Source organism: Streptomyces sp. NPDC052016 (assembly GCF_044548445.1).
Classification (GTDB): Bacteria; Actinomycetota; Actinomycetes; order Streptomycetales; family Streptomycetaceae; genus Streptomyces.
Genome location: NZ_JBIUBX010000002.1, coordinates 327,928 through 352,787 on the forward strand (window position 1 = coordinate 327,928; position 24,860 = coordinate 352,787).

A 24,860-nucleotide genomic window follows, 5' to 3' on the forward strand; every position below is an offset into this window, starting at 1 on the left:
GGCGCGGGACGGCGGAAGTATCGCGTGACGGGTGTGGTCTACGCCATGGGGCGCGGGATCGCCGCCGCGGCCTCCCGGAGCGCGGCGAGGAACTCCCGCGCCGCCGGTGCGAGCGACCGCCCCCGCACCGCCGCCGCGTACACCGCCCGCGCCGGACCGCCCTCGTCGAGCACCGGCAGCAGGACGACGTCCGGCCGTACGGCGGTGGCGGCGAGCGCGGGGACCAGCGTCACGCCGAGACCCGCGGCCACGTAGCCCTGCTTGGCCGTCCACTCGCCCACGACATGCGCGACCCGCGGCCGGAAGCCCTCGCGCAGGGCCGCCTCCAGCAGGGTGCCCTCGGGGCGGGCGGCGCCCGAGATCCAGTCGGCGTCGGCGAGCCGGCCGAGCCGGACCGGTCCCGCACGGCCCGCCAGGGGATGGCCGGCCGGGACGGCGACGTACAGGCTCTCGTCGAGGAGATGATGCAGGGTGTACGCGTCGAGCGGGGCGCGGCCGGTCGTCGACACCACCGCCAGGTCGAGGTGACCGGCGGTCAGCCGCTCCAGCAGCGCGGGAGTGAGACCTTCCTCACGCGTGACACCGACTCCGGGGCGGCGGGCACGGAAGGCGGCCAGGGCGTGCGGCACCAGCGCCGCGTCGGCCGTCGCGAACGCCCCGAACCGCAGCCGGCCCCCGGTGCCCTCCCGCAGCGCCGCCAGGTCCCGCCCGGCTCCCCGCAAAGTCTCGACGACGGACCGCGCGTACGGCACCAGCACCCGCCCCGCCTCCGTCAGCCGCACCCCCCGCGGCAGCCGGTCGAAGAGCGGGTCCCCGCCCAACGCGGCCTCCAGCGAGGAGATCTGCCGGGAGATCGCAGACTGCGTCCAGCCCAGGGTGCGCGCGGCGACGGTGAACGAGCCGTGCCGGGCCACCTCCAGGAACGCCCGCAGCCAGACGGTGGAGAGGTCGGGCGGAGCGGACGCGTCGTCATGCGGGTTCGGCATGGCGGCCATGCTAGACATTCGCTTGTCGCATCACGGGGCCGGTCCTAGCGTCGACCGCATGGAGATCACCGTCGGCAGCCCCGCTTCCGCGCCCCAGCCCCTCAGCCCCTACTACTCCCAGGTCGCCCGCGTCCAGCAGGCCGACGGCGGCGCCCTGTTGTTCCTCTCCGGCCAGATCGCCGAGGGCGCCACCCTCGCCGAGCAGACCCGGGGCGTCTTCGAGACCATCGACGCCCTGCTGAAGGCCCACGGCGCGACCCTGGCCGACGTCGTCAACATCCGCACGTACCTGACGGACATCTCCCGCCTCGACGAATACGGCGCCGTCCGCCGGGAGTTCCTCACCGGCACCCCGCCCACCAGCATGACCTTCGAGGTGCCCCGGCTGTTCCGCCCGGAGGCGCAGGTGGAGATCGAGGTCGTCGCGGCGGTGGCCGCCGGCGGGTGACACCGCCGGTGCCGACGCCGCGCCCCGGGGAGAGCGCCGAGGTCGTCGTCGCGCTCACGCGGCGCGCCACCACGTGGGGCACGAGGCCGTCCACCGGTAGTTCTTTGTGAAGGGTTCGTACGAAATCCAGGTGGGTAGGTCCATCGCGGACCGCAGGACCACCGCGGCGATTAACGTCTGACGCGGGACTCCTCGCCCCACAAGCAGCCCCGGTCCGGGACCTGACCCCTGGACCGGGGCTCACGCCTTCGTACGGAGCCCTACCGCACGGAGAAGCCGTACACCGTCTCCGACCGGTACACCTCGCCCGGCCGCAGCTCGGTGCTCGGGAACTCAGGACGGTTGGGGGAGTCCGGGAAGTGCTGGGTCTCCAGCGCGACCCCGTCGCCGGGCACGAAGGGCTCACCCAGGTGGTCGGCGGTGTACACCTGGATCCCCGGCTCGGTCGTCGCCACCGTCAGCACCCGCCCCGACGCCGGGTCGTGCAACTCGGCCACCTCCACGGGCGTGTCCGTGACGCCCTTGTCGAGCACGAAGTTGTGGTCGTACCCGACGCCGACCTTGCGGGCGGAGCGGAAGTCGAAGCGGGTGCCCGCCACCTCCGCCACCCCGGTCGGGATCAGGTCCGCGTCGACCGGCGTGTACCGGGAGGCGTCCAGCCTCAGCTCGTGTCCGCCCACGTTCCCCGAGCCGGCGAGGTTGAAGTAGCCGTGGTGGGTGAGGTTCACCACCGTCGGCGCGTCCGTGACCGCCTCGTACGCGATCCGCAGCGCCCCCGACTCCTCCAGCGTGTACGTCGCCGAGACCTCCAGGCGGCCTGGGAAGCCCTCCTCGCCGTGCGGGCTGACCCGGCTCAGCCGCAGGCCGTGCTCGACCGGCTCCACCTCCCACACCCGCTTGTCGAAGCCGCGCTCACCACCGTGCAGGGAGTTGGGCGCGTTGTTCGGCGCGAGCACGTACGTCACCCCGTCCAGCGGGAACCGGGCGTGCGCGATCCGGTTCGCGTACCGCCCGACGAGAGCGCCGAGATAGGGCTCCGGATGGGTGAGGTAGCCGTCCAGGCCGGGGAACCCCAGCACCACGTCCGCCGTACGCCCCTCCCGGTCCGGGACCTCCACCGACTGCACGATCCCGCCGTACGACAGGACCCGCACCCGCACGCCCGCCCGCTCCAGGGTCCAGCGGTGCACCGGGGTGCCGTCGGAAAGTGTTCCGAAGTGTTCGCTCATGGTCGGAACCCTAAGTCACGAGCTCCGGGCGGTGATCCGCCGGTAGGCGATCTCGGCGAGCCGAGCCTGCCCGTCCTTGCTGGGATGGAACCAGTCCCAGCGGCTCAACTGCTCGGTGCCGAACCGGTACGCGTACACCGCGCCGCCGTCGAAACGGCACCGCGCGTCCTTGGCGCAGACCTCCTCCAGCACCGTGTTGTAGTCCTCCACCCGCTGCTGCACGGTGTCGCGCCTCAGGTTCGCCGCCGAGCCCAGCACGTCCGCGTCACCCAGCATGGACGGACAGATCCCCAGCTTCCACACCTGCTTGCCCAGTTCGCTGGTCCGCCCCTGCGACCACAGCCGCTTCAGGTTCGGCACGCTCGCCACGTACACCTGCGTCCGGGGCGCCGCCCGGCGCAGGGTCCGCATCGCCTCCTCGAACCCGGCGCGGAAGTCGGCCACCGACGTCATCTCGACCGTCGAGGCGCGGCACGCGTCGTTGGCCCCCGCCATCACCGTCACCAGGTCGGGCTTCCGGGCGGCCGCCCGCGCCATCTGCGCCGGCAGGTCCGCCATCCGCGCTCCGGTCACCGCGTAGTTCCAGCTGTGCGTCGCCGCCTTCGACACCCCCAGCAGGCGTACGGCCAGACTGTTCACCTCGGCGCTGCCGCCCGTCGCCCAGGACACCTCGGGGCAGTCCGACAGGACCGTACAGGCGTCGAAGCCGCGCGTGATGGAGTCGCCCACCGCGGCGATCGAGGCCGGGCTGCCGTCCCACACCGGGCTCGGTGACGGCGAGGGCTTCGCCTGCCGCGCCTTCGAGGCCGACGGTTCGGAACCGCCCCCGCCGAAGGCGTCACAGCCGGCCGCCCCCAGCACGGCGGCCGCCGTGACGGCGACCACGGCCCGCGAGCGGTGGCCTCGCATCCGCATCCCTGGTGTCCCCTCGGTCGTCCGGCGCGTCCTGGGCCGGACGGGTCGCCGGCCCCACCCATGACAACGTCCGGGAGTTCCCGGGCCCCGCACGAAGCAACGGAACGCGCCCGCACAGGCGTCCTGCCGGGTGAATGGCGGACGTTTCGCGGCACCGGGACCGACGGTACGTCACACTCCTTGCGCCGCCGCACGGTAGCCTCGCCATCAACGTGGCTGCCCTGCCACCGCCGCCATGCCAGCCTGCAAGCCTGTCCCGCTCTGCCCGGAGGTCCCGGTGACGACACGTGGAGTTCTGTACGTGCACTCCGCGCCGCGCGCGCTGTGCCCGCACGTCGAGTGGGCCGTCGCCGGGGTGCTCGGCACGCGCGTCAGCCTCGACTGGATCCGGCAGCCCGCCGCCCCCGGCACCTGGCGCTCGGAGTTCTCCTGGCAGGGCCAGGCCGGCACCGCCTCCAAGCTCGCCTCCGCCCTGCGCGGCTGGCACCTGCTCCGCTTCGAGGTCACCGCCGAACCCTGCGCCACCGCCGAGGGCGAGCGCTACAGCTGCACCCCCGACCTCGGCATCTTCCACGCCGTCACCGGCATCCACGGCGACATCCTCATCCCCGAGGACCGCCTGCGCGCCGCGCTGACGCGGTCCCAGCGCGACGAGACGGACCTGGAGGCGGAGATCGCCAAGCTCCTCGGCAAGCCCTGGGACGACGAACTGGAGCCGTTCCGGTACGCCGGCGAGGGAGCCCCGGTGCGCTGGCTGCACCAGGTCGTGTGAGCCGAACCGGGGACAGCCGGCCCCGGGGGCGCCGGACGGGGATGTGCGGCTCCTCCGCGCGGCGTGACGATCCCTCACCGGCCCGCGGACGGCCCACCACGCCATGTGGCCCGGACTCCCGACAGGGAGCCCGGGCCACACGCCGTTCAGGCGAGGATCAGACCGTACGGAACGCCAGCACCACGTTGTGCCCGCCGAAGCCGAACGAGTCGTTCAGCGCGGCGATGCGGCCCTCGACGGGCAGCTTGCGCGCCTCCCCCCGCACGATGTCCGCGTTGGCCTCGGCCTCGGGGTCGAGGTTCTCGACGTTGATGGTCGGCGGAGCCACCCGGTGGTACAGCGCGAGGATCGTCGCCACGGACTCGACACCGCCCGCGCCGCCCAGCAGGTGACCGGTCATCGACTTCGTCGCCGAGACCGCCATGTGGTCGGCGTCGTCGCCGAACACCTTGCGCAGCGCCTTCAGTTCGGCGATGTCACCGGCCGGCGTCGAGGTGGCGTGCGCGTTGACGTGCACGATCTCCGCCGGGTCCAGGTCGGTGCGGTCCAGGAGGTTCTGCAGGGCGTGCGAGATGCCCCGGCCCTCCGGCTCCGGCTGCACGATGTCGTGGCTGTCGGCGGAGATGCCCTGGCCGACGGCCTCGGCGTACACCCGGGCACCGCGCTTGGCGGCGTGCTCGGCGGACTCCAGGACGATGACACCGGCGCCCTCGCCCATCACGAAGCCGTCGCGGGCGACGTCGTAGGGACGCGAGGCGCCCTGCGGGTCCTCGTTGTTCTTGGACATCGCCATCATGTTGCCGAACGCGGCGATGGGCAGCGGGTGGATCGCCGCCTCCGTACCGCCGGCGACGACGACGTCGGCGCGGCCGGTGCGGATCATCTCGATGGCGTAGCCGATGGCCTCGGCGCCGGACGCGCAGGCGGAGACCGGGGTGTGCACGCCCGCGCGGGCGCCGACGAGCAGGCCCACGTTGGCGGACGGGCTGTTCGGCATCAGCATGGGCACGGTGTGCGGGGAGACGCGGCGGACGCCCTTCTCCTTCAGCACGTCGTACTGGTCGAGGAGGGTGGTCACGCCGCCGATGCCGGAGGCGATGACCGCGCCGAGGCGGTCCGGGTCGACGCTCGAGTCGTCACCGGCACGGCCCTCGAAACCGGCGTCCTTCCACGCCTCCTGAGCCGCGATCAGCGCGAACTGCGCCGAGCGGTCGAGCTTGCGGGCCTGCGGCCGCGGGATGACCTCGGTGGGCTCCACGGCGACCGGGGCCGCGATCCGGACGGCCTGGTCGGCCGCCCAGTCCTGCTCCAGGGGCTTGACGCCGGACTTGCCGGCGACCAGGCCCTCCCAGGTAGAGGCTGCGTCGCCACCCAGCGGTGTGGTTGCGCCGATACCGGTGACGACCACGGTGCGATTGGTCGGGCTCACGGGAATTCTTTCTCCAACGATCGGGATTCAGCGGCGCCACCGCCGGGTGGCGGGGCCGGTCAGCGTCCGGCCCAAGCAGGGCTCAGGCCTGGTGCTTGAGGATGTAGTCGGTCGCGTCGCCGACCGTCTTGAGGTTCTTGACGTCCTCGTCCGGGATCTTGACGTCGAAGCGCTCTTCGGCGGCGACGACGACCTCGACCATGGACAGCGAGTCGACGTCCAGGTCGTCGGTGAAGGACTTGTCCAGCTGGACGTCCTCAACCGGGATCCCGGCGATCTCGTTCACGATCTCCGCGAGACCGGCGACGATCTCTTCCTGAGTGGCGGCCATGTTGGCGCTCCTTCGTTGGTGTTCTTCAGGGTGTGGCGCCCGCCGCGGCAGCGGCAGGTGGTGCATGTCCCGCACTGGATCGCATGATCCGGCACGGAGTGCCTAGGGGAGGGTAACGACCGTCGCGGCGTACACGAGACCCGCCCCGAATCCGATGACGAGCGCGGTGTCGCCGCTCTTCGCCTCGCCGGTCGCCAGGAGCCGCTCCATCGCGAGCGGGATCGAGGCGGCCGAGGTGTTGCCGGTGGTGCGCACGTCACGGGCGACCGTGACGGACTCCGGCAGCTTGAGAGTCTTCACCATCGAGTCGATGATCCGCTCGTTCGCCTGGTGCGGGATGAAGACGTCCAGGTCGTCCGCGGTGATGCCGGCCACGTCCAGCGCCTCCTTGGCGACCTTCGCCATCTCGAAGACGGCCCAGCGGAAGACCGCCTGGCCCTCCTGCGTGATGGCCGGGAAGCGCTCGACCTCGCCGTCGCGGTAGTCCGTCCACGGCACGGTCTGCTTGATGGTCTCCGACTTGTCGCCCTCGGAACCCCAGACGGTCGGACCGATCGCCGGCTCCTTGGAGGGGCCGACCACGACCGCGCCCGCGCCGTCACCGAACAGGAAGGCCGTCGCCCGGTCCTCCAGGTCGGTCAGGTCCGACAGCCGCTCCACGCCGATGACCAGCACGTACTCGGCGGAGCCCTCGACGACCATGCCCTTGGCGAGGGTCAGGCCGTAGCCGAAGCCCGCGCAGCCGGCCGAGATGTCGAAGGCGGCGGCCTTGTTCGTGCCGAGCTTGTCGGCGATCTCGGTGGCGACGGCCGGGGTCTGCTTGAAGTGCGACACGGTCGAGACGACCACGGCGCCGATCTGCTCGGCGGTGATCCCGGCGTCGGCGATCGCCTTGCCGGACGCCTCGATCGACATGGCGGCGACGGTCTCCTCGTCGTTCGCCCAGTGCCGCGTCTCGATGCCGGAGCGCGAGCGGATCCACTCGTCGGACGAGTCGATCGTCTCGAGGATCACCTCGTTGGGCACCACACGGGTGGGCCGGTAGCCACCCACGCCGAGGATGCGCGCGTACGGGGCGCCCTTGCTGGGCTTGATCTTCGACATGATCGTCGACTCCTTGTCAGGCACGGTGCTCGGCGATGACCTCGCGGGCCGCGTCGAGATCGTCGGGGGTCTTCAGCGCGAGCGTCTTCACGCCGGGCAGTGCGCGCTTGGCGAGACCGGTGAGGGTGCCGCCGGGGCACACCTCGATCAGCGCGGTGACGCCGAGTTCCTGGAAGGTCTCCATGCACAGGTCCCAGCGGACCGGGTTGGCGACCTGGCCGACGAGCCGGTCGAGGACCTCCGCACCGGTGGCGACGGTGCGCCCGTCCTTGTTGGAGACGTAGGGGACCGTCGGGTCGGCGGGCGTGAGCTCCTTGGCGGCGGTGGCCAGCGCCTCGACCGCGGGGGCCATGTGGTGGGTGTGGAAGGCGCCGGCGACCTTGAGCGGGACGACCTTGCGGACGCCCTCGGGCTTGTCCTCGTTCAGCGCGGCGAGCTGCTCCAGCGTGCCCGCGGCGACGATCTGACCCGCGCCGTTGACGTTCGCCGGGGTGAGGCCCAGCTTCTCCAGGTGCGCCACGGAGACCTCCGGGTCGCCGCCGAGCAGCGCCGACATGCCGGTCTCGGTGACCGCGGCGGCCTCGGCCATGGCCAGACCCCGCTTGCGCACGAGGGTCAGGGCGGCACTGTCGTCGAGGACACCGGCGAAGGCCGCGGCGGTGATCTCGCCCACACTGTGACCCGCGACGGCGTTCGGCGCGATGTCACCGAGTGCCGTGGCGGACAGGAGGCCGGCGGCGACCAGCAGCGGCTGGGCCACCGCGGTGTCCCTGATGGCGTCCGCGTCGGCCTGCGTGCCGTAGTGGGCGAGGTCCAGTCCGATGGCGTCCGACCACGCGGCGACGCGGTCGGCGGCGCCGGGCAGTTCGAGCCAGGGGGTCAGGAAGCCGGGCGTCTGGGCGCCCTGGCCGGGAGCGACGAGTACGAGCACTCTCACACTCTCTCTTGAGGGCGGCCACGGCCGCCCGTGAGGACAAGGACGAAGAACGGCAGGGGGTTTTGTGGGCCCCCGACAAAAGGCTAGGTCTGGGGATCTCCATCCACCAGACGCCCCAGGATCAGTGCGATGCGCAAGGTGAACGCCGAGCGTACATCCGAAGGCGACCAACCGGTGACGTCAGTCACACGTCGAAGCCGGTAGCGCACGGTGTTGGGATGCACGAACAGCATCCTGGCCGCGCCCTCCAGGCTGGACGCCTGTTCGAGGTACACGGAGAGCGTCTCCAGAAGAGCCGACCCCGCTTCCTCCAGCGGTCTGTAGATCTCCTCCACCAACTGCTCGCGCGCGCTCGGGTCACCCGCGATGGCGCGCTCCGGAAGGAGGTCGTCCGCCAGGACCGGCCGCGGGGCGTCCTGCCAGGCCGAACACGCCTTCAGGCCCGCCGCGGCGGCCTGCGCGGACCGGGTCGCGGCGAGCAGATCGGGCACGACGGGCCCGGCCACGACCGGTCCGGCGGCGAAAGGCCCGATCAGCGACTTGGCCACCGCGAGCGGATTGTCGCTGCCGCCCGCGATGACGACGAGCCGGGAGCCGAGCACCCCGGTGAGCACCTGCAGCTTGGCGTGGCGCGAGGCCCGCCGGATGGCCTCCACCGTCAGTTCCGAGTCCCCGTCCGGCGCGGTTCCGAGGACGACGCAGACATGCTCCGGCGCGTTCCAGCCGAGCGCCGCCGCCCGGCTGACGGCTCCCTCGTCGGCCTCGCCGCTCAGGACGGCGTTGACGACGAGGGACTCCAGCCGCGCGTCCCAGGCACCGCGTGCCTCGGCGGCCTGGGCGTAGACCTGGGCGGTCGCGAACGCGATCTCGCGGGCGTAGACGAGCAGCGCCTCCCGCAGCACGCTCTCGTCGCCGGGCGCCGCGACCTCGTCGATCGCGGACTCCATGACCTCGATGGTCGTGCGCACCATCTCGACGGTCTGGCGCAGGGTGATGGCCCGGGTCAGCTCGCGGGGCGCGGTCCCGAAGACGTCGGTGGAGATGGCCTGCGGGGCGTCGGGACGCCGGAACCACTCCGTGAAGGCGGCGATGCCCGCCTGGGCGACCAGCCCGATCCAGGAACGGTTCTCCGGGGGCATCGCCCGGTACCACGGCAGGGTCTCGTCCATGCGCGCGATCGCCTGGGCGGCGAGGCTGCCGGAGGACCTCTCCAGCCGCTTCAGCGTCGCGGAGTGCTGATGGACGGAGTGCACTGTGGCTTCGATGTTGCTGGTTTCGGGTTCGGGCACGGGGACAAGACTGCCTTATCGGGACGTGCGCATGGGTCGGCGGGTGCCCCTCGGGACTCCGCCCTCGGGCACCCGTGCCGGGGGCTGCCGCCCCCTGGACCCCCGCTTCGGCCCTGGACGGGCCTCGTCCTCAAGCGCCGGACGGGCTGCTTGTGCGGGGGCAGCACTGGATGCGCGGGGGTGTTTGCCGGGGTGGCCGTGCCGGGGGCCGCCGCCCCTCGGACCCCCCGCTTCGGCCCTGGACGGGCCTCGCCCTCGAGCGCCGGACGGGCTGCTTGTGCGGGTCGGCACTGGAAGTCGTGCGGGTGTCTGCGGGGGTGGCTGTGGCGGGCCGCCGCCCCTCGGATCCCCCGCTTCGGCCTGGGACGGGCCTCGTCCTCAAGCGCCGGACGGGCTGCGTGCGTGCCCGGATCGCCCTGGGCGGTCCCGCTCCTCGAGCGCCGGACGGGCTGCTTGTGCGGGCCGGCACTGGAAGCGTGCGGGTGTCTGCGGGGGTGCCGTGCCGGGGGCCGCCGCCCCTCGGACCCCCCGCTTCGGCCCTGGGCGGGCCTCGTCCTTGAGCGCCGGACGGGCTGCTTGTGCGGGCCGGAGCCGGCAGGCCGGGGGTCTGCGGCGGGGGCGTCGGGCGGGCTACCGTGGGCGGCGTGATGGACGTACGGCGCGCCGACGGGCGCTACCGCGGTGGGGATCCGGCGGCCGGGATCGAGAGCCTGCACGCCTTCTCCTTCGGCGCGCACTACGACCCGGACAACCTCAGGTTCGGCGCGCTGATCGCCTGCAACGAGGAGCGGCTCGCCCCCGGTGCCGGCTTCGACGAACATCCGCACAGCCACACCGAGATCGTGACGTGGGTGGTGGAGGGAGAGCTGACCCACCGCGACTCCCGGGGCCACGAGACGACCGTCCGCCCCGGCGACGTGCAGCGGCTCAGCTCGGCGGGCGGGGTACGGCACGTGGAGCGCAACGACGCCGATGCCCCCCTGACCTTCGTGCAGATGTGGCTGGCCCCCCTGGACCCCGGCGGCGACCCCGCCTACGAGATCGTTCGGGGCATCGCCGACTCCACCCCGTACGCCGTCCCGGAGGCGGCCGCGATGCTGCACGTACGGCGGCTTGCGGCGGGGGAGCGGGCCGCGGTGCCGGACGCGGCGTACGCGTACGTCCACGTGGTGCGCGGCACCGTGACGATCGGCCGGCACGAGCTGGGGCCGGGGGACGCGGCGCGCGCCGCGGACGAGAAGGACCTGGAGGTGGTCGCCGCGTCGGGCCCGGCGGAGCTGCTGGTGTGGGAGATGTCCGCGTGAGCGGGCTCACTCCTGGGCGCTGGGCTCCTCCGCGTTGCGCCACACCGTGATGTCCACGGACACGTAGTCACTGGGGTCGTTCTCCGGCGCGCTGCCCTTGAAGGTGACCAGGGCGATGTGGCCGGAGGAGGTGTGCACGCACATCTGCGACCCCTTGGAGAGCTGGGAGAGCTGGACCTCCTTCGTGTACCGGGTCTCGCTCCGGCAGGTGGCCAGCGAGCCCTTCTGGGCGTTGTTCAGCAGGACGACCTTCTCGCCGTAGCTGCCCAGCAGGCGGTCGTTGTCCCAGCCGCCCGCGTCGTAGTAGTAGAGGTCGCTGTCGCCCTCGTACCGGGGGCTGCTGCCGTCGGAGGCCTCGACCGGCTTCGGCGGCGAGTCCGCGAACCGCACGTAGTAGCTCTCGGGGATGTTGATCCCCGTGTAGGTGACCGGCGTGGGATCGGGCAGCGGCTCGGGGCTCGTGGAACCGCTGCTGCCACCGCCGCCGGTGGAGGAGGAGCTGTTCCTGGAGCTGTCAGACGAGTCGCCGAGGTCCTTGAGGAACGACGCGCAGCTGCTGAGCCAGATCAGCCCCATCACCACCCCGACGGAGATCCCGATCCACTTGCCCACCTTGTTCTGCTTCGGCGGCGGCAGGGGCTGCGGCCGCCAGGCGGGCTGCTGGACGAAGGGCGGACGGGGCGCGGTCGGCGGGCCGTACGCCTGCTGCGGGTACACCGGCGGGTGCGGATAGGTGGACGGCGGCGCGGGAGCCGGTACGGGCGGGGCGCCGACGGGCGCGGCCGCCATCGTCGGCGCCGCGTGGACCGGAGGCGCCACGGGCGGCGGCGTCGGGCTCTGCTGGGTCACGGGGGCGGTGGGCGGCGGGGTCGGCTGGGTCACCGGGGCGGTGGGCGCCGCCGGGGCCGGGCCGGCCGCGGCCGTCGGAGCCTCCGCCAGCGCCGCCGACGCCGACACCCGCTGGGTGATCTGCTCGGCGATAGCCTCCGGCAGCCAGGAACCGGACTGGCGCAGCGGCGTGGGCGACGCCTCCTGGCACAGCGAGATGATCTCGGCGGGGGAGGGGCGCTCGGCCGGGTCCTTGGCCAGGCAGCGCGCGATGAACCCGAGCTGCTCCGGCAAGCCGCTGAGGTCGGGCTCCTCGTGGACGATCCGGTACAGCACCGCGTGCGACGGCCCGTCCCCGTACGCCCCCGTCCCGCGCGCCGCGAAGGCGGCCACCTGGCCGAGCGCGAACACGTCGGAGGCGGGCGTGACAGGCTTCCCCGCCGCCTGCTCGGGCGACATGAAGGCCGGCGTGCCGATGGAGACCCCGGTGCCGGTCAGCGCCGTCGCGTCGGCGGCCCGGGCGATGCCGAAGTCGATGACGCGCGGGCCGTCGGAGGCGAGCAGCACGTTGGACGGTTTGAGGTCGCGGTGGACGATGCCCGCGCCGTGGATGACCGACAGTGCCTCGGCCATCCCCGCCAGCAGCAGCAGGACCGACGGCACCGGCAGCGGTCCGTGGTCGGCGACGGCCGAGGACAATGAGGGGCCGGCCACGTAGGCGACGGCCAGCCACGGCTGCGTGCCCTCGGTGTCGTAGTCGATGACCGGCGCGGTGTAGAGGCCCTGCACGCGCTGCGCGGCCTTGACCTCCTGCTGGAACCGGCGGCGGAACTCGGGGTCCTCGCTCAGCTCCGGCCGGATCGTCTTGAGGGCGATCGGGTGCCCGCCCGGGGTGTACGACAGGTACACCGTCCCCATGCCGCCCGAACCGAGCCGTGCCGCGAGGCGGTAGCCCGCCACGGTGGCCGGATCGCCGGTCTCCAACGGGCGGAACTGGCCGCCCGGTTGTGCCCCTGCCATCGCTCTCCCCCGAGATCCCTATGGGTGTTGTGCAGAGGGAGGTTAGCCGAAGCCGATCAGCGCGCGGCGCCCGAGTCTCCCACCGCGCTGATCACCGCACCGCGCCCGCGCCCCTCACCTCGGCGAGCACGCCGTCCGTGAACCCGGGCCAGGCCTCGGTCGCCCACGGCCCGAACGCCCGGTCGGTGAGCGCCACCGCGGCGACCTGGGCGTCGGGGTCGATCCACAAAAACGTGCCGGACTGCCCGAAGTGCCCGAACGTCCGCGGCGAGGACGACGACCCCGTCCAGTGGGGCGTCTTGGAGTCGCGGATCTCGAAGCCGAGCCCCCAGTCGTTGGGGTTCTGGTGCCCGTACCCCGGCAGGACGCCCTTCGTGCCCGGGTACTGCACGGTCATCGCCTCGGCGACCGTCCGGGGGTCGAGCAGCCGCGGCGCCTGCACCTCCGCGGCGAACCGCAGCAGGTCCTCCACCGTCGACACCCCGTCCTTCGCCGGGGAGCCCTCCAGCGAGGTCGCCGTCATGCCGAGCGGCTCCAGCACGGCCTGCCGCAGGTACTCGGGGAACGGGATGTCCGTGGCCTTGGAGATGTGGTCGCCGAGCTGTTCGAACCCGGCGTTGGAGTACAGCCGCCGCTCCCCGGGGGGAGCCGTCACCTTGTGCTCGTCGAAGGCGAGCCCCGAGGTGTGGGCGAGCAGATGACGGACCGTCGCGCCGGGCGGGCCGGCCGGTTCGTCCAGCTCGATCGCCCCCTCCTCGTACGCGACGAGCGCGGCGTACGCGGCGAGCGGCTTGGTGACCGAGGCGAGCGGGAAGCGCTGCCCGACCGGGCCGTGGGTGCCCAGGACCGTACCGTCGGCCCGTACGACGCCCGCCGCGGCGGAGGGGACCGGCCAGTTCTCGATCGGCGTGAGGCTGTTCAGCGACATGGTCATGAGCCTACCTTCGGACTTCTTGCCGATTCCGCTTGCTTGGAGCGCACTCCAAGGTCCTAGCGTGGAGCCCATGACGGTGTTGCAGACCACGCCCGTGACCACCGAGCAAGCCCCCAGCCCCGCAGACGTCTGCTCCGGACCACCACGGCGTCATCCCCGCCCCGACGGGCAGGACAGCTACACGATCAGCGAGGTGGTCGCCTTCACCGGCCTGACCGCGCACACCCTGCGGTGGTACGAGCGGATCGGGCTGATGGCCCACGTCGACCGCTCCCACACCGGCCAGCGCCGCTACAGCAACCGCGACCTGGACTGGCTCGACCTCGTCGGCAAGCTGCGGCTGACCGGCATGCCGGTCGCCGACATGGTCCGGTACGCCGAGCTGGTCCGCGAGGGCGACAGCACCTACGGCGAGCGGTACGAGCTGCTGGAGGCGACCCGGCGGGACGTCCAGGCCCGGATCGCCGAGCTGCAGGACACGCTCGCCGTGCTCGACCGGAAGATCACGTTCTACTCGGACGCCGCGCGCGTCCACAGCTACGAGGCGGAGAGGACCCGATGACCGACAGCAGGATCCCGACGGTACGACTCGGCGACGGCGGTCCGGAGGTCGGCGTCCAGGGCCTCGGCTGCATGGGCATGAGCTTCGGCTACGGCCCCTCCGACGCGAAGGAGTCCCGGGCCACCCTGGAACGCGCCCTGGAGCTGGGCGTCACCCTCTACGACACGGCGGACGCGTACGGCGCCGGCGAGAACGAGCGCTTCCTCTCCCCGTTCTTCAAGGCGCACCGCGACGAGGTGGTCATCGCCACCAAGTTCGCCCTGTCCATCCCGCCCGACGACCCCACCCGGCGCATCATCCGCAACGACCGCCCCTACCTCCGCCGGGCCGTCGAGGCGAGCCTGAGGCGTCTCGACGTCGACGTCATCGACGTCTACTACATGCACCGGCGCGATGTGGACGTGCCGATCGAGGACACCGTCGGCGCGATGGCCGAGCTGGTGCGCGAGGGCAAGGTCAAGCACCTGGGCCTGAGCGAGGTCACCGCCGCCGAACTCCGCGCGGCCCATGCCGTCCATCCCATCGCCGCCGTGCAGTCGGAGTGGTCGCTGTTCAGCCGGGACATCGAGGACCGGGTGGTTCCGGCCGCCCGCGAACTGGGTGTCGCGCTCGTCCCGTACTCCCCGCTCGGCCGTGGCTTCCTCACCGGCTCCTTCGCCGACGCCGACAAGGACCTCACCGCCGACGACTTCCGCCGCCAGCAGCCCCGTTTCACCGGCGAGAACGCCGGCGCGAACGTGGCCCTGCTGGAGCCGGTCCGCGCGGTGGCGAAGGCCCACGACGCGACACCGGCCCAGATCGCCCTGGCCTGGGCCCAGACCCGGTCCCGGGTGCACGGCCTCCCGGTGATCCCGATTCCGGGGACGCGCAGGCCGGGACGGGTGGAGGAGAACGCGCGGGCGGTGAGCATCGAGCTGACCGGGGAGGAGCTGGCCACGCTCGACGAGATCGCGGGCAAGGTGGCGGGCGACCGGTACGCGGACATGACGTTCACGTCCGCCGGACGTGAGTGACGCCGCCTGCGGAATGCGGGGGCCGTCCCGGCCCGCGGCTCGGCCCCGCGGGCACGCCCGGCCCTGCCCGCGCCCGCAACTGGGGCCTGCCGTACGGGAGAACACGCCGGTCCGGCACGCCCGTCCGCGGCGCCAGCCCTAGAGCTCGGACAGCAGCTCCGCCTTCTTCACGGAGAACTCCTCGTCGGTGACCAGTCCGGCCCGGTGCAGCTCCCCGAGGTGACGGATCCGCTCGGCGACGTCCGCGGGGTCCCGGCGCGGGGCGGTCGCGGCCGGGACGGGCGCCACCGCCCCGCGGGAGCGGACCGCCGCGAGCACCGCCGCCGCGAACGGCAGGGACTCGTGGACGGCCCCGTAGCCCAGCCCGAACACCACGGCCGCCGGGTCCTGGTCCGCCTGCACCGGAGCGTCCTCGCCCCGCAGCAGCCGCAGGTGGCCCTCGAAGACCTCCGGCGACCGCCACTCCACCCCGCTCAGCCCGGACACCGGGAAGCTCTGGTCGCCCGCCTTCCACTTCGCCGAGGACGCCCCCGTCCAGAACCACCGGAAGCGCACGGTCCGCCCGTCGAAGGACGCCTTCGCGTCGTACGCCTTGAACGACAGCGGGGCGTCCGGCGCGGCCACCAGGAACCGCTCGGCCGGGCCGGATCCGCCCAGCCGCGCCCGCAGTTCGTCGGCGTAGTACTCCGCGAGGACCTCCCGCTCGGCCGGCAGCACCAGCCGGTAGGGGTCGCTCGCCTCCTTCAGCTGCCCCGCCGCCGCCTCGATCAGCGGATCGGCACCGGGCCGCGGCTCGACCCGCAGCACCATGGTCCCCCGCTTGCCGGGCTCGAGCGTCACACCCGCGATCGCCGCCAGGGGGATCCGGCGCTCTCCGAGCGCCGCCAGCAGCTTGGGTGTGCGCATACCCCGTTCGTAGCGGATGAGGACGGAGTCGGACTCGAACTCCCAGGCGGCATGAAATCCGGCCAGTACGTCACCCATGCGGCTCATCGTATGCGGCACACGCTCCTTCGTCGCCACCCCGTGCGCGCCGCAATTCCTGCACCTCTACGCGCGTCCGGCCGTCGTCGTGCCGGACAAACCGGCCCGGCAGGTGTCATCGTCGCCGGCACACCGCACCGACCGGTACGCGCCGGTGCCGATCCCGGCGAGGTTGCGCAGGCTGTCCGTGCCGGGCTCGAAGTAGCCGCCGTGCCCCTTGGCCTCCCGTGCCGACAGCACCCGTGCGCCGAACGCGGACGACACCGGGTCGGCGCCGTGCCCGAGGCCGCCGAGCTCCAGGTACGGCACGTCCTGCACCCAGTCGTCGGCGTCCCGCATCGCCCACACCCGGGCCGAGGTGCGCAGCTGCGCGGCCTTCTCCACCCGCATGCCGGGACTGCCGGCCACGGCTATGTCCGTCACCCGGTCGGGCAGCGTGTGCGCGGCGACGCCGCACACCACCGAGCCGTAGCTGTGGCAGAACAGCGAGACGGGCGCGCCGCCGGGCAGGGCGCGCAGCAGCGCGGTGAGCCGTACGGCGCCGTACTCGGCGCGCATCGCGGTGGCCGAGTCGATGCCGAGACCGGCGGGGGAGGTGTAGTCGGCCCACGCGATCACGGCCGTCCGCGTCGTGGGGCTCACCTCGTGCTCGGCCGTGTACAGGGCCTTGGCCATGCCGACCGGGGCGGAGTACTTGCGGTGGGTGCGCTGGAAGGTGAGCAGCGCGGTGTCCACGCCGGGGACGACGACGGAGACCCGCTCGGCCCGGTCGAGGTCGCCGAAGACCTCGGCGGCCCGGCCGGAGCCCTCCGGGTCGAAGGCGAGGATCTGGCGGTGGGCCCTGCTCATGGACTGGAAGCGCTGCATGCGACGGCCGGCCTCGTGCTGCCCGGAGGGCGACAGCCGGCTGTCCCGCATGCGGGTGCGCTCGATCCCCGTCTGCTCGCGCAGCGCGATGCGGTTGGCTCGGTAGCGCAGCTCGACGGGCGCGCCGTTCATGTTGCCGACTGCGAGCGGGTAGCGCCGGGCGAGCGAGACGCGCTGGGACGCGGTGAGCGAGGCGAAGAACCGGGCGAGCCGGGCGGGTGCCGCGTGCGGGTCCGGCAGGTCGCGTCCGGCGACCCGGCCGTCCTCCCAGGCCGCGAGCGAGGCCCGCAGGGCGCTGGTCTCCCGGCTGTGGCGCACGGCGGTCCAGCCGGTGGTCGCCAGCATCACGAACACCACGGCCAGCGCGAGCAGGGCGCGCCACGCGTTGAGTTGTGGGGAGGTGTCGAAGGAAGTCACTGAAAGGACACACTAGGAGAACGGGAAGGTCTCGAGTGGCCTGAGTGACGGGGATCACGTTTTGGGGGCCGTGGGAATGGTCATAGCACTCCTCGGGCCCGGTGCGAGGCCGCCCTCACGCCGGGCGCCAGCCGCCCAGCAGGGCGGGCCCGACCTGGTCGAGGTACCGGGACGTCAGCGCGCGGATGCCCTCCAGGCTGAAGTCCTCGCTGAGGCTCCACTGCCGTTCCGTCATCCGCATGACGCCGCCGAAGACCGCCACCGCCACCCGTGGGCGGGGGTCGGCGTCCACGTCGAGCCCTTCGCGCTCCGCCAGGATCCGCGCGATCTCCTCCTCGATCTCCACCGAGCGCCGCAGATGGGCGGCGAGCAGTACCGGGGTCGACTCGATCACCCGGTACATGCGCAGATACAGCTCGATGGGAGCGACGGCCTCGACGACCTCGTGGATCGAGTCCCAGCCTTCCAGGACGGCCTGGCGCAGCGCCTCCATCGGTGCCTCGTGGCGCGGGCGGGCGCGGATCCCCTCGACGAAGCGCTCGATCGTCATCTCCGTCAGGGCGAGCGCGGCCTCCTCCTTGCCGGCGAAGTAGCGGAAGAAGGTGCGCTGCGAGACGCCGACGGCCTCGGCGATCTCGTCGACGGTGGTCCGTTCGTATCCGCGGGTGGTGAACAGTTCGAGCGCGGCGCGCAGCAGCGCGTCCCGGGTGCGCTGTTTCTTGCGCTCACGCAGAGTTTCCATAATGTGTCAGTTACCGACTTGTGAATTGGTTTGTCAATTGTCAGAGGCTGTCACTAGCCTCGAACGTATGACTAGTCAGACCGCCATCGACACGACGGGGCCGGGGGACAAGGCGCCGCTCGCTCCGTCGGACCAGCCGCCGCCCAAGGGGCTGCGCGGCCACCCGTGGTTCACGCTCATCACCGTCGCCGTCGGGGTCATGATGGTGGCCCTCGACGGCACCATCGTGGCGATCGCCAACCCGGCGATCGCCAGCGACCTGGGCGCCACCTTCGCCGAGGTGCAGTGGATCACCAACGCGTACTTCCTCGCCCTCGCGGTCTCGCTGATCACCGCGGGCAAGCTCGGTGACCGCTTCGGCCACCGCCAGACCTTCCTGATAGGCGTCGTCGGCTTCGCGGCCGCCTCCGGCGCGATCGGCCTGTCCGACAGCATCGCGCTGGTCGTCACCTTCCGTGTCCTCCAGGGTCTGTTCGGCGCGCTGCTCATGCCGGCCGCGCTCGGTCTGCTGCGCGCGACCTTCCCGGCCGAGAAGCTCAACATGGCCATCGGCATCTGGGGCATGGTCATCGGCGCCTCCACCGCCGGCGGCCCGATCCTCGGCGGCGTCCTCGTCGAGCACGTGAACTGGCAGTCGGTGTTCTTCATCAACGTGCCGGTCGGTGTCCTCGCCCTCGCCCTGGGCGCCCTGATCCTCCTCGACCACCGCGCCGAGAACGCCCCGCGCTCCTTCGACCTGCTCGGCATCGCCCTGCTGTCGGCGGCGATGTTCTGTCTGGTCTGGGCCCTCATCAAGGCCCCGGAGTGGGGTTGGGGCGACGGCAAGACGTGGGCGTTCGTCGTGGCGTCCGTCGTGGGCTTCGCCCTCTTCTCCATCTGGGAGACGAAGGTCAAGGAGCCGCTGATCCCGCTGACGCTCTTCCGTTCCGTCGCGCTGTCCGCGGGTGTCGTGCTGATGGTCCTCATGGCCATCGCCTTCATGGGCGGCCTGTTCTTCGTGACGTTCTACCTCCAGAACGTGCACGGCATGAGCCCGATCGACGCGGGTCTGCACCTGCTCCCGCTCACCGGCATGATGATCGTCGGCTCCCCGCTCGCGGGCGCGATGATCACCAAGCTCGGCCCGCGCGTCCCGCTGGCCGGCGGCATGGCGGCCACCGCCATCGCCATGTACGGCATGTCCACGCTGGACAAGGGCACCGGCAGCGGTCTCATGTCCGTCTGGTTCGCCCTCCTCGGTCTCGGCCTCGCCCCCGTCATGGTCGGCGCCACCGAGGTCATCGTCGGCAACGCCCCCATGGAGCTCTCCGGCGTGGCCGGCGGTCTCCAGCAGGCCGCGATGCAGATCGGCGGCAGCCTCGGCACGGCCGTCCTGGGCGCCGTGATGGCCTCCAAGGTGGACAGTGACCTGCCCGCCAACTGGAAGGACGCGGGACTGCCCGACCTCACCCCCGCCCAGTGGGACCAGGCCTCCGAGGCCGTCCAGGTGGGTGTGGCGCCGGTCGCGAAGGGCACCCCGGAGGCGGTCGCCGCGAAGATCACGGACGTCGCGCACGACACGTTCATCTCCGGCATGAGCCTCGCGTCCCTGGTCGCGGCCGGTGTCGCGGTGGTGGCGGTCTTCGTCGCCCTGCTCACCAAGCGCGGCGAGAACGCGGAGGCGGGCGCAGGCGTCGGCCACATCTGACGGGTCTTGGCGGGCCTGCCCGGAGCCACCGGATCTGACGGGATTTCAACAGAGTTCCCCTATCAGGGTGACAACGCTAAAGGTCCCTCGCCTCCGGCACGTGCCGCAGGTCACAGTGGGTCAAGCCCTCCGGATGGGAGGGCGGCCAGGGCTGCGGCGCGCTGCCGGAGGGGGACAGCGCGCCGACGGCCCGGCCGGTCGGGGGAATAACCGCCGTGCGTGGGGTACCCGGTTGTCGAAACAACCCCGGAGACGAGGGAGTTGACGATGGCCGGCTTCGGACAGGGAACGCGCGGGTACCCCCGCTCACGTGGCCGGACGGGGTCACGGACCGGGCCGGATCGCGCGACGCTCGGCATCGTCGGCCTCATCTGCGCGGTCGCCGGTTTCTTCACGCTGGGCATCATCCTCGGCCCGGTGGCGATCGTCTGCGGTTGGCTGGCCATGGGCCGCACCTGGGCGGGCCCCCGCCCGGTACCGGCCCTGGTCGCCGTCGTCCTGGGCGCCATCGACACCCTGCTGGCGATCATCTGGCTGGCGGGCGCGGCGGGTCCGGGCAGCGGGTTGCTGTAGCGGGCCGCGGGCCCAACCGGCCCGTACGGCGGATGAGGACGAGGCCCGTTCAGGGCCGCGTCACGGGCGTGCGGGCGGAACCCTCGGGGATCACTCCGCGGGGTGCCGCCCCCGCAGCTCGGCCACCTCCGCCCGCAGCGCCCGCACCTCGTCCGTGAGCGCCCGGATCGCCTCCGTCTGCTGCCGCTCCTCCACGTCGTCCTTGTCGAACCGCTCGATGAACCAGGCGGCGATGTTCGCGGTCACGACGCCCAGCAGCGCGATCCCGGACAGCATCAGCCCGACGGCGATCATCCGGCCCAGCCCGGTCGTCGGCGCGTGATCCCCGTACCCCACGGTCGTCATCGTCGTGAACGACCACCACAGGGCGTCACCCAGCGTGCGGATGTTCCCGTCCGGCGAGTCCCGCTCCACCGACAGCACGGCGAGCGACCCGAACATCAGCAGCCCGACCACCGCCCCCACCACGTACGTGGTCACCCTGATCTGCGAGGCCATGCGCGCCCGCTGCCCCACGAGCAGCAGCGTCGACACGAGCCGCAGCAGCTTCAGCGGCTGGACCAGCGGCAGCAGGACCGCGCACAGGTCCAGCCAGTGCGTACGGGCGAACGCCCACCGGTCCTTCGCCAGCCACAGCCGCGCGGTGTAGTCGACGGCGAACGCCGCCCAGACGACCCACTCGACGACGGCGCACACGGTGGTCAGCGACCGCCCGGCCGACGTGTCCACGATGGGCAGCGCGTAGGCCACGGCGAACACCACGGCGAGCGCCAGCAGGGGCCGCTGGGTCCGCTCCTCCCACCGGGACTGAGCCGTCACTTCGTACATGCCCCGCATCGTAAGGACCCCGTGCACGCCGAGGGGCGGCGAGGCCGGAACCCCGCCGCCCCTCGGCGTGCGCGCGTCGGGCGTTACGCGTCGCCGCCCGCAGTCCCGGGGTCCGCCGCCGAGACGTCCAGCAGCCGGTACCGGTCGACGGCCTGCTTCAGCGCCGACCGGTCGACCTTCCCCTCCTTCGCCAGCTCGGTCAGCACCGCCACCACCACCGACTGGGCGTCGATGTGGAAGTACCGCCGCGCCGCCCCGCGGGTGTCCGCGAAGCCGAAGCCGTCCGCGCCCAGCGACTGGTACGAGCCCGGCACCCAGCGCGCGATCTGGTCCGGCACCGACCGCATCCAGTCGGAGACGGCCACGAACGGCCCCTCGGCCCCGGCCAGCTTCCGCGTCACGTACGGAACCCGCTGCTCCTCCTCCGGGTGCAGCAGGTTGTGCTCCTCGCAGGCCACGGCCTCGCGCCGCAGCTCGTTCCAGGAGGTCGCCGACCAGACGTCGGCGCGTACGTTCCACTCCTCGGCGAGGATCCTCTGCGCCTCCACGGCCCACGGCACCGCCACACCGGAGGCGATGATCTGCGCCGGGACGGACCCGGAGGTGCCCTCGCTGAACCGGTAGACGCCCTTGAGGATGCCCTCGACGTCCACGCTCGAAGGCTCGGCCGGGTGCTGGATGGGCTCGTTGTAGACGGTGAGGTAGTAGAAGACGTCCTCGCCCGGCTTGCCGTCGGCGGTCTCGCCGTACATGCGGCGCAGACCGTCCTGGACGATGTGCGCGATCTCATAGCCGAACGCCGGGTCGTAGGCGACACAGCCCGGGTTGGTGGAGGCCAGCAGCTGCGAGTGGCCGTCCGCGTGCTGGAGACCCTCACCGGTCAGCGTCGTGCGGCCGGCGGTGGCGCCCAGGACGAAACCGCGCGCGAGCTGGTCGGCCATCTGCCAGAACTGGTCGCCGGTGCGCTGGAACCCGAACATCGAGTAGAAGACGTAGACCGGGATGAGCGGCTCGCCGTGCGTGGCGTACGCCGAGCCGGCCGCGACCAGTGAGGCCGTGCAGCCCGCCTCGGAGATGCCGTCGTGCAGCATCTGCCCGGTCGGCGACTCCTTGTACGCGAGCAGCAGCTCACGGTCGACCGACTCGTACTGCTGGCCGAGCGGGTTGTAGATCTTCGCACTCGGGAAGAACGAGTCCATGCCGAACGTGCGGTACTCGTCCGGCGCGATCAGCACGAACCGCTTGCCGATCTCCTTGTCCCGCATGAGGTCCTTCAGCAGCCGGACGAACGCCATGGTCGTGGCGATCGACTGCTGGCCGGAACCCTTCTTCACCGTCGCGTACGTCCTGTCGTCCGGCAGCTGGAGCGGCTCGGCCCGCACGACGCGCGTCGGGACGTACCCGCCGAGCGACCGGCGCCGGTCGTGCATGTACTGGAGCTCCTCGGAGTCCCGCCCCGGGTGGTAGTACGGCGGGAGCCCGCTCTCCAGCTCCTTGTCGGGGATCGGCAGGTGCAGCCGGTCGCGGAAGCGCTTGAGGTCGTCGACCGTCAGCTTCTTCATCTGGTGCGTGGCGTTGCGGCCCTCGAAGTTGGGGCCCAGGGTCCAGCCCTTGATGGTCTTGGCCAGGATGACCGTCGGCTGGCCCTGGTGCTCCTTGGCCGCCTTGTACGCCGCGTAGATCTTCCGGTGGTCGTGACCGCCGCGGCCCAGGTGCAGGATCTGGTCGTCGGTCATGTGCTCGACCATCGCGCGCAGCCGGTGGTCGTCGCCGAAGAAGTGGTCGCGGATGTACGCGCCGGTCTCGGTGGCGTACGTCTGGAACTGGCCGTCCGGCGTGATGTTCATCTTGTTGACCAGGATGCCGTCGCGGTCCTGTGCGAGCAGCGGGTCCCAGCTCCGGTCCCAGATGAGCTTGATCACGTTCCAGCCGGCGCCGCGGAAGACCGACTCCAGCTCCTGGATGACCTTTCCGTTGCCGCGCACCGGGCCGTCGAGGCGCTGGAGGTTGCAGTTGACGACGAAGGTCAGGTTGTCCAGGCCCTCGCGCGCGGCGATGGTGAGCTGGCCGAGCGACTCCGGCTCGTCCATCTCGCCGTCGCCGAGGAACGCCCACACGTGCGACCTGGAGGTGTCGGCGATCCCGCGCGCGTGCATGTAGCGGTTCATCCGCGCCTGGTAGATCGCGCCGATCGGACCGAGGCCCATCGACACGGTCGGGAACTCCCAGAAGTCCGGCATCAGCCGCGGGTGCGGGTACGACGACAGGCCGTACGGCGCCCTGGACTTCTCCTGGCGGAACGCGTCCAGGTTCTGCTCGCCGAGCCGGTCGAGCAGGAACGCGCGGGCGTAGATGCCCGGGGAGGCGTGACCCTGGAAGAAGACCTGGTCGCCGCCGTCGCCCTCGTCCTTGCCGCGGAAGAAGTGGTTGAAGCCCACGTCGTACAGCGACGCGGAGGAGGCGAAGGTGGCGATGTGGCCGCCCACGCCGATGCCCGGCCGCTGGGCGCGCGAGACCATCACGGCCGCGTTCCAGCGGGTCGCGTTCAGGATCTTCCGCTCGATCTCCTCGTTGCCGGGGAAGAACGGCTCGCTCTTGGTGGGGATGGTGTTGACGTAGTCCGTGCTGCGCATCTCGGGCACGGCCACGCGCTTCTCGCGGGCCCGCTCGATCAGGCGCAGCATGAGATAGCGGGCCCGCTCCCGGCCTCGCTCGTCGATGGCGGCGTCGAGGGAGTCGAGCCACTCCTGGGTTTCCTCGGGATCGAAGTCAGGAACCTGACTCGGAAGGCCGCCAATGATGATCGGGTTGCGATCGGATCCGGAAGCCACGCTGTTCCCTTACGTGTCGTCGAGTTTTCTGTCTGTCTGCACCGTTCCCCATCGTGTACCTCAGGGGCGCAAACGTCATCTCTACCGAGAGGTAACCGGCAGCCGTTCGGATCTCGTATCCATGAGCGGTTCCCAAACGCCCAAAAAGGGCAGATAGGTGTGGTGTGTGTCACCCGTGGGCCGGATCGCATGCCTTAAGTTGCGTCGACACGGCCAGGATCGTCACCGTTTCGGCGGTCTGAACCGCCGGGTACTTGCGCGATCCGCCCCGCCCGTGTGGACTACGGCCAATGCTTCGCGCACGCGCGTGGCTGAGTTATTCCCGAAACATGATCAGGAGGCAACCCGTGAGCGCGACCGCGGACCACGCGGAGGAGCGGACGAGCCCTGCCGTCAGGCTGGGGTTCCAGCCCGAGCAGGTGGTCCAGGAGATCGGCTACGACGACGACGTCGACCAGGAGCTCCGCGAGTCCATCGAGGAAGTCATCGGCAGCGACCTGGTGGACGAGGACTACGACGACGTTGCCGACGCCGTGGTGCTGTGGTTCCGCGACGAGGACGGCGACCTGACGGATGCGCTGGTGGACGCCACCACGTACATCGAAGAAGGCGGCTCGATCCTCCTCCTCACGCCGAAGACCGGCCGTGCGGGGTACGTGGAGCCGAGCGACATCTCGGAAGCCGCGACGACGGCGGGTCTGTCGGCCAGCAAGAGCGTCAGCGTGGGCAAGGACTGGAGCGGCAGCCGGCTGGTGACGCCCAAGGCCGCCAAGTCCAAGAAGTGACCTCGTCGAGGTAGGAACCCCGATCTCATCGCCGCGGACGGGCCG

Annotated in this window: 23 protein-coding genes; 8 read left to right on the forward strand and 15 right to left on the reverse strand. The window is 71.9% G+C overall.

The window, feature by feature from the left end; all coding sequences use genetic code 11:
- Positions 1–38: 38 nt before the first annotated feature.
- Positions 39–995 (reverse strand): LysR family transcriptional regulator, encoded by a 957-nt coding sequence (locus tag ACIHAR_RS04510; RefSeq protein ID WP_400016840.1) that lies wholly within the window; start codon positions 993–995, stop codon positions 39–41.
- A gap of 49 nt (positions 996–1,044) precedes the next feature.
- Between ACIHAR_RS04510 and ACIHAR_RS04515 the strand changes: the two genes are divergently transcribed.
- A complete protein-coding gene (locus ACIHAR_RS04515) occupies positions 1,045–1,434 on the forward strand; it encodes a RidA family protein (RefSeq protein ID WP_365454694.1) in 390 nt (129 codons plus the stop codon).
- A gap of 260 nt (positions 1,435–1,694) precedes the next feature.
- Here the strand turns inward: ACIHAR_RS04515 and ACIHAR_RS04520 are convergent, their stop codons facing one another.
- Positions 1,695–2,663 carry an aldose epimerase family protein gene (locus ACIHAR_RS04520; protein ID WP_365454697.1) on the reverse strand — a complete coding sequence of 323 codons (969 nt, stop codon included), beginning with the start codon at positions 2,661–2,663 and terminating at the stop codon, positions 1,695–1,697.
- A gap of 15 nt (positions 2,664–2,678) precedes the next feature.
- Complete coding sequence (locus tag ACIHAR_RS04525; protein ID WP_400016844.1) at positions 2,679–3,578, reverse strand: SGNH/GDSL hydrolase family protein; 900 nt, start codon at positions 3,576–3,578, stop codon at positions 2,679–2,681.
- A gap of 277 nt (positions 3,579–3,855) precedes the next feature.
- Between ACIHAR_RS04525 and ACIHAR_RS04530 the strand changes: the two genes are divergently transcribed.
- Positions 3,856–4,350, forward strand: a complete 495-nt coding sequence (locus ACIHAR_RS04530) for a DUF3145 domain-containing protein (protein WP_365454703.1) — start codon at positions 3,856–3,858, stop codon at positions 4,348–4,350.
- 157 nt (positions 4,351–4,507) lie between these two features.
- Here ACIHAR_RS04530 and fabF read toward each other — a convergent pair whose 3' ends face one another.
- The 5 genes from fabF to fasR form a co-directional block, all read right to left on the reverse strand.
- A complete protein-coding gene (fabF, locus tag ACIHAR_RS04535; RefSeq protein WP_365454706.1) occupies positions 4,508–5,779 on the reverse strand; it encodes a beta-ketoacyl-ACP synthase II in 1,272 nt (423 codons plus the stop codon).
- Positions 5,780–5,861: 82 nt separating this feature from the next.
- Positions 5,862–6,110 carry an acyl carrier protein gene (locus ACIHAR_RS04540; protein ID WP_030341284.1) on the reverse strand — a complete coding sequence of 83 codons (249 nt, stop codon included), beginning with the start codon at positions 6,108–6,110 and terminating at the stop codon, positions 5,862–5,864.
- Positions 6,111–6,212: 102 nt separating this feature from the next.
- A complete protein-coding gene (locus tag ACIHAR_RS04545; protein WP_365454709.1) occupies positions 6,213–7,214 on the reverse strand; it encodes a ketoacyl-ACP synthase III in 1,002 nt (333 codons plus the stop codon).
- 16 nt (positions 7,215–7,230) lie between these two features.
- Positions 7,231–8,145 (reverse strand): ACP S-malonyltransferase, encoded by a 915-nt coding sequence (locus ACIHAR_RS04550; RefSeq protein WP_365454712.1) that lies wholly within the window; start codon positions 8,143–8,145, stop codon positions 7,231–7,233.
- Positions 8,146–8,234: 89 nt separating this feature from the next.
- The gene (gene fasR, locus ACIHAR_RS04555) at positions 8,235–9,440 is read right to left on the reverse strand and encodes a fatty acid biosynthesis transcriptional regulator FasR (protein WP_400016850.1); all 1,206 of its coding nucleotides are present in this window, start codon (positions 9,438–9,440) and stop codon (positions 8,235–8,237) included.
- 647 nt (positions 9,441–10,087) lie between these two features.
- Between fasR and ACIHAR_RS04560 the strand changes: the two genes are divergently transcribed.
- A complete protein-coding gene (locus tag ACIHAR_RS04560; RefSeq protein WP_365455163.1) occupies positions 10,088–10,744 on the forward strand; it encodes a pirin family protein in 657 nt (218 codons plus the stop codon).
- Positions 10,745–10,750: 6 nt separating this feature from the next.
- On the opposite strand, the gene ACIHAR_RS04565 is transcribed toward ACIHAR_RS04560, so the two are convergent.
- Positions 10,751–12,592: a serine/threonine-protein kinase gene (locus tag ACIHAR_RS04565; RefSeq protein WP_400016852.1), complete on the reverse strand. Its 1,842-nt coding sequence runs from the start codon at positions 12,590–12,592 to the stop codon at positions 10,751–10,753.
- 91 nt (positions 12,593–12,683) lie between these two features.
- Positions 12,684–13,520, reverse strand: a complete 837-nt coding sequence (locus ACIHAR_RS04570; RefSeq protein ID WP_400016960.1) for a serine hydrolase domain-containing protein — start codon at positions 13,518–13,520, stop codon at positions 12,684–12,686.
- 76 nt (positions 13,521–13,596) lie between these two features.
- Between ACIHAR_RS04570 and ACIHAR_RS04575 the strand changes: the two genes are divergently transcribed.
- Positions 13,597–14,088: a MerR family transcriptional regulator gene (locus ACIHAR_RS04575; protein ID WP_365454721.1), complete on the forward strand. Its 492-nt coding sequence runs from the start codon at positions 13,597–13,599 to the stop codon at positions 14,086–14,088.
- Positions 14,085–15,101, forward strand: coding sequence for an aldo/keto reductase (locus ACIHAR_RS04580; RefSeq protein ID WP_388750683.1), 1,017 nt, complete (start codon positions 14,085–14,087; stop codon positions 15,099–15,101). Before ACIHAR_RS04575 ends, ACIHAR_RS04580 begins: the two co-directional genes overlap by 4 nt.
- 138 nt (positions 15,102–15,239) lie before the next feature.
- On the opposite strand, the gene ACIHAR_RS04585 is transcribed toward ACIHAR_RS04580, so the two are convergent.
- The 3 genes from ACIHAR_RS04585 to ACIHAR_RS04595 all read right to left on the reverse strand — a co-directional run bounded on the left by ACIHAR_RS04585 (position 15,240) and on the right by ACIHAR_RS04595 (position 18,111).
- A complete protein-coding gene (locus ACIHAR_RS04585; RefSeq protein ID WP_400016962.1) occupies positions 15,240–16,094 on the reverse strand; it encodes a DUF4429 domain-containing protein in 855 nt (284 codons plus the stop codon).
- A 57-nt stretch (positions 16,095–16,151) separates the two neighbouring features.
- On the reverse strand, positions 16,152–17,369 hold the full coding sequence (locus ACIHAR_RS04590; protein ID WP_400016856.1) for an alpha/beta hydrolase: 1,218 nt from the start codon (positions 17,367–17,369) through the stop codon (positions 16,152–16,154).
- A gap of 115 nt (positions 17,370–17,484) precedes the next feature.
- Entirely contained in the window at positions 17,485–18,111 is a 627-nt protein-coding gene (locus ACIHAR_RS04595; RefSeq protein ID WP_365454731.1) for a TetR family transcriptional regulator, read from the reverse strand.
- A gap of 67 nt (positions 18,112–18,178) precedes the next feature.
- Here ACIHAR_RS04595 and ACIHAR_RS04600 point away from each other — a divergent pair, with 67 nt between their 5' ends.
- The gene (locus tag ACIHAR_RS04600; RefSeq protein WP_365454734.1) at positions 18,179–19,798 is read left to right on the forward strand and encodes an MFS transporter; all 1,620 of its coding nucleotides are present in this window, start codon (positions 18,179–18,181) and stop codon (positions 19,796–19,798) included.
- Positions 19,799–20,065: 267 nt separating this feature from the next.
- The gene (locus ACIHAR_RS04605) at positions 20,066–20,371 is read left to right on the forward strand and encodes a small hydrophobic protein (RefSeq protein WP_365454737.1); all 306 of its coding nucleotides are present in this window, start codon (positions 20,066–20,068) and stop codon (positions 20,369–20,371) included.
- A 90-nt stretch (positions 20,372–20,461) separates the two neighbouring features.
- Here the strand turns inward: ACIHAR_RS04605 and ACIHAR_RS04610 are convergent, their stop codons facing one another.
- Entirely contained in the window at positions 20,462–21,199 is a 738-nt protein-coding gene (locus ACIHAR_RS04610) for an ion channel (RefSeq protein ID WP_365454740.1), read from the reverse strand.
- Between the two features lie 83 nt (positions 21,200–21,282).
- Entirely contained in the window at positions 21,283–24,030 is a 2,748-nt protein-coding gene (aceE, locus tag ACIHAR_RS04615; RefSeq protein ID WP_400016861.1) for a pyruvate dehydrogenase (acetyl-transferring), homodimeric type, read from the reverse strand.
- 347 nt (positions 24,031–24,377) lie between these two features.
- On the opposite strand from aceE, the gene ACIHAR_RS04620 reads away from it, so the two are divergent.
- Positions 24,378–24,815 (forward strand): DUF3052 domain-containing protein, encoded by a 438-nt coding sequence (locus ACIHAR_RS04620; RefSeq protein WP_365454746.1) that lies wholly within the window; start codon positions 24,378–24,380, stop codon positions 24,813–24,815.
- Positions 24,816–24,860 lie beyond the last annotated feature (45 nt).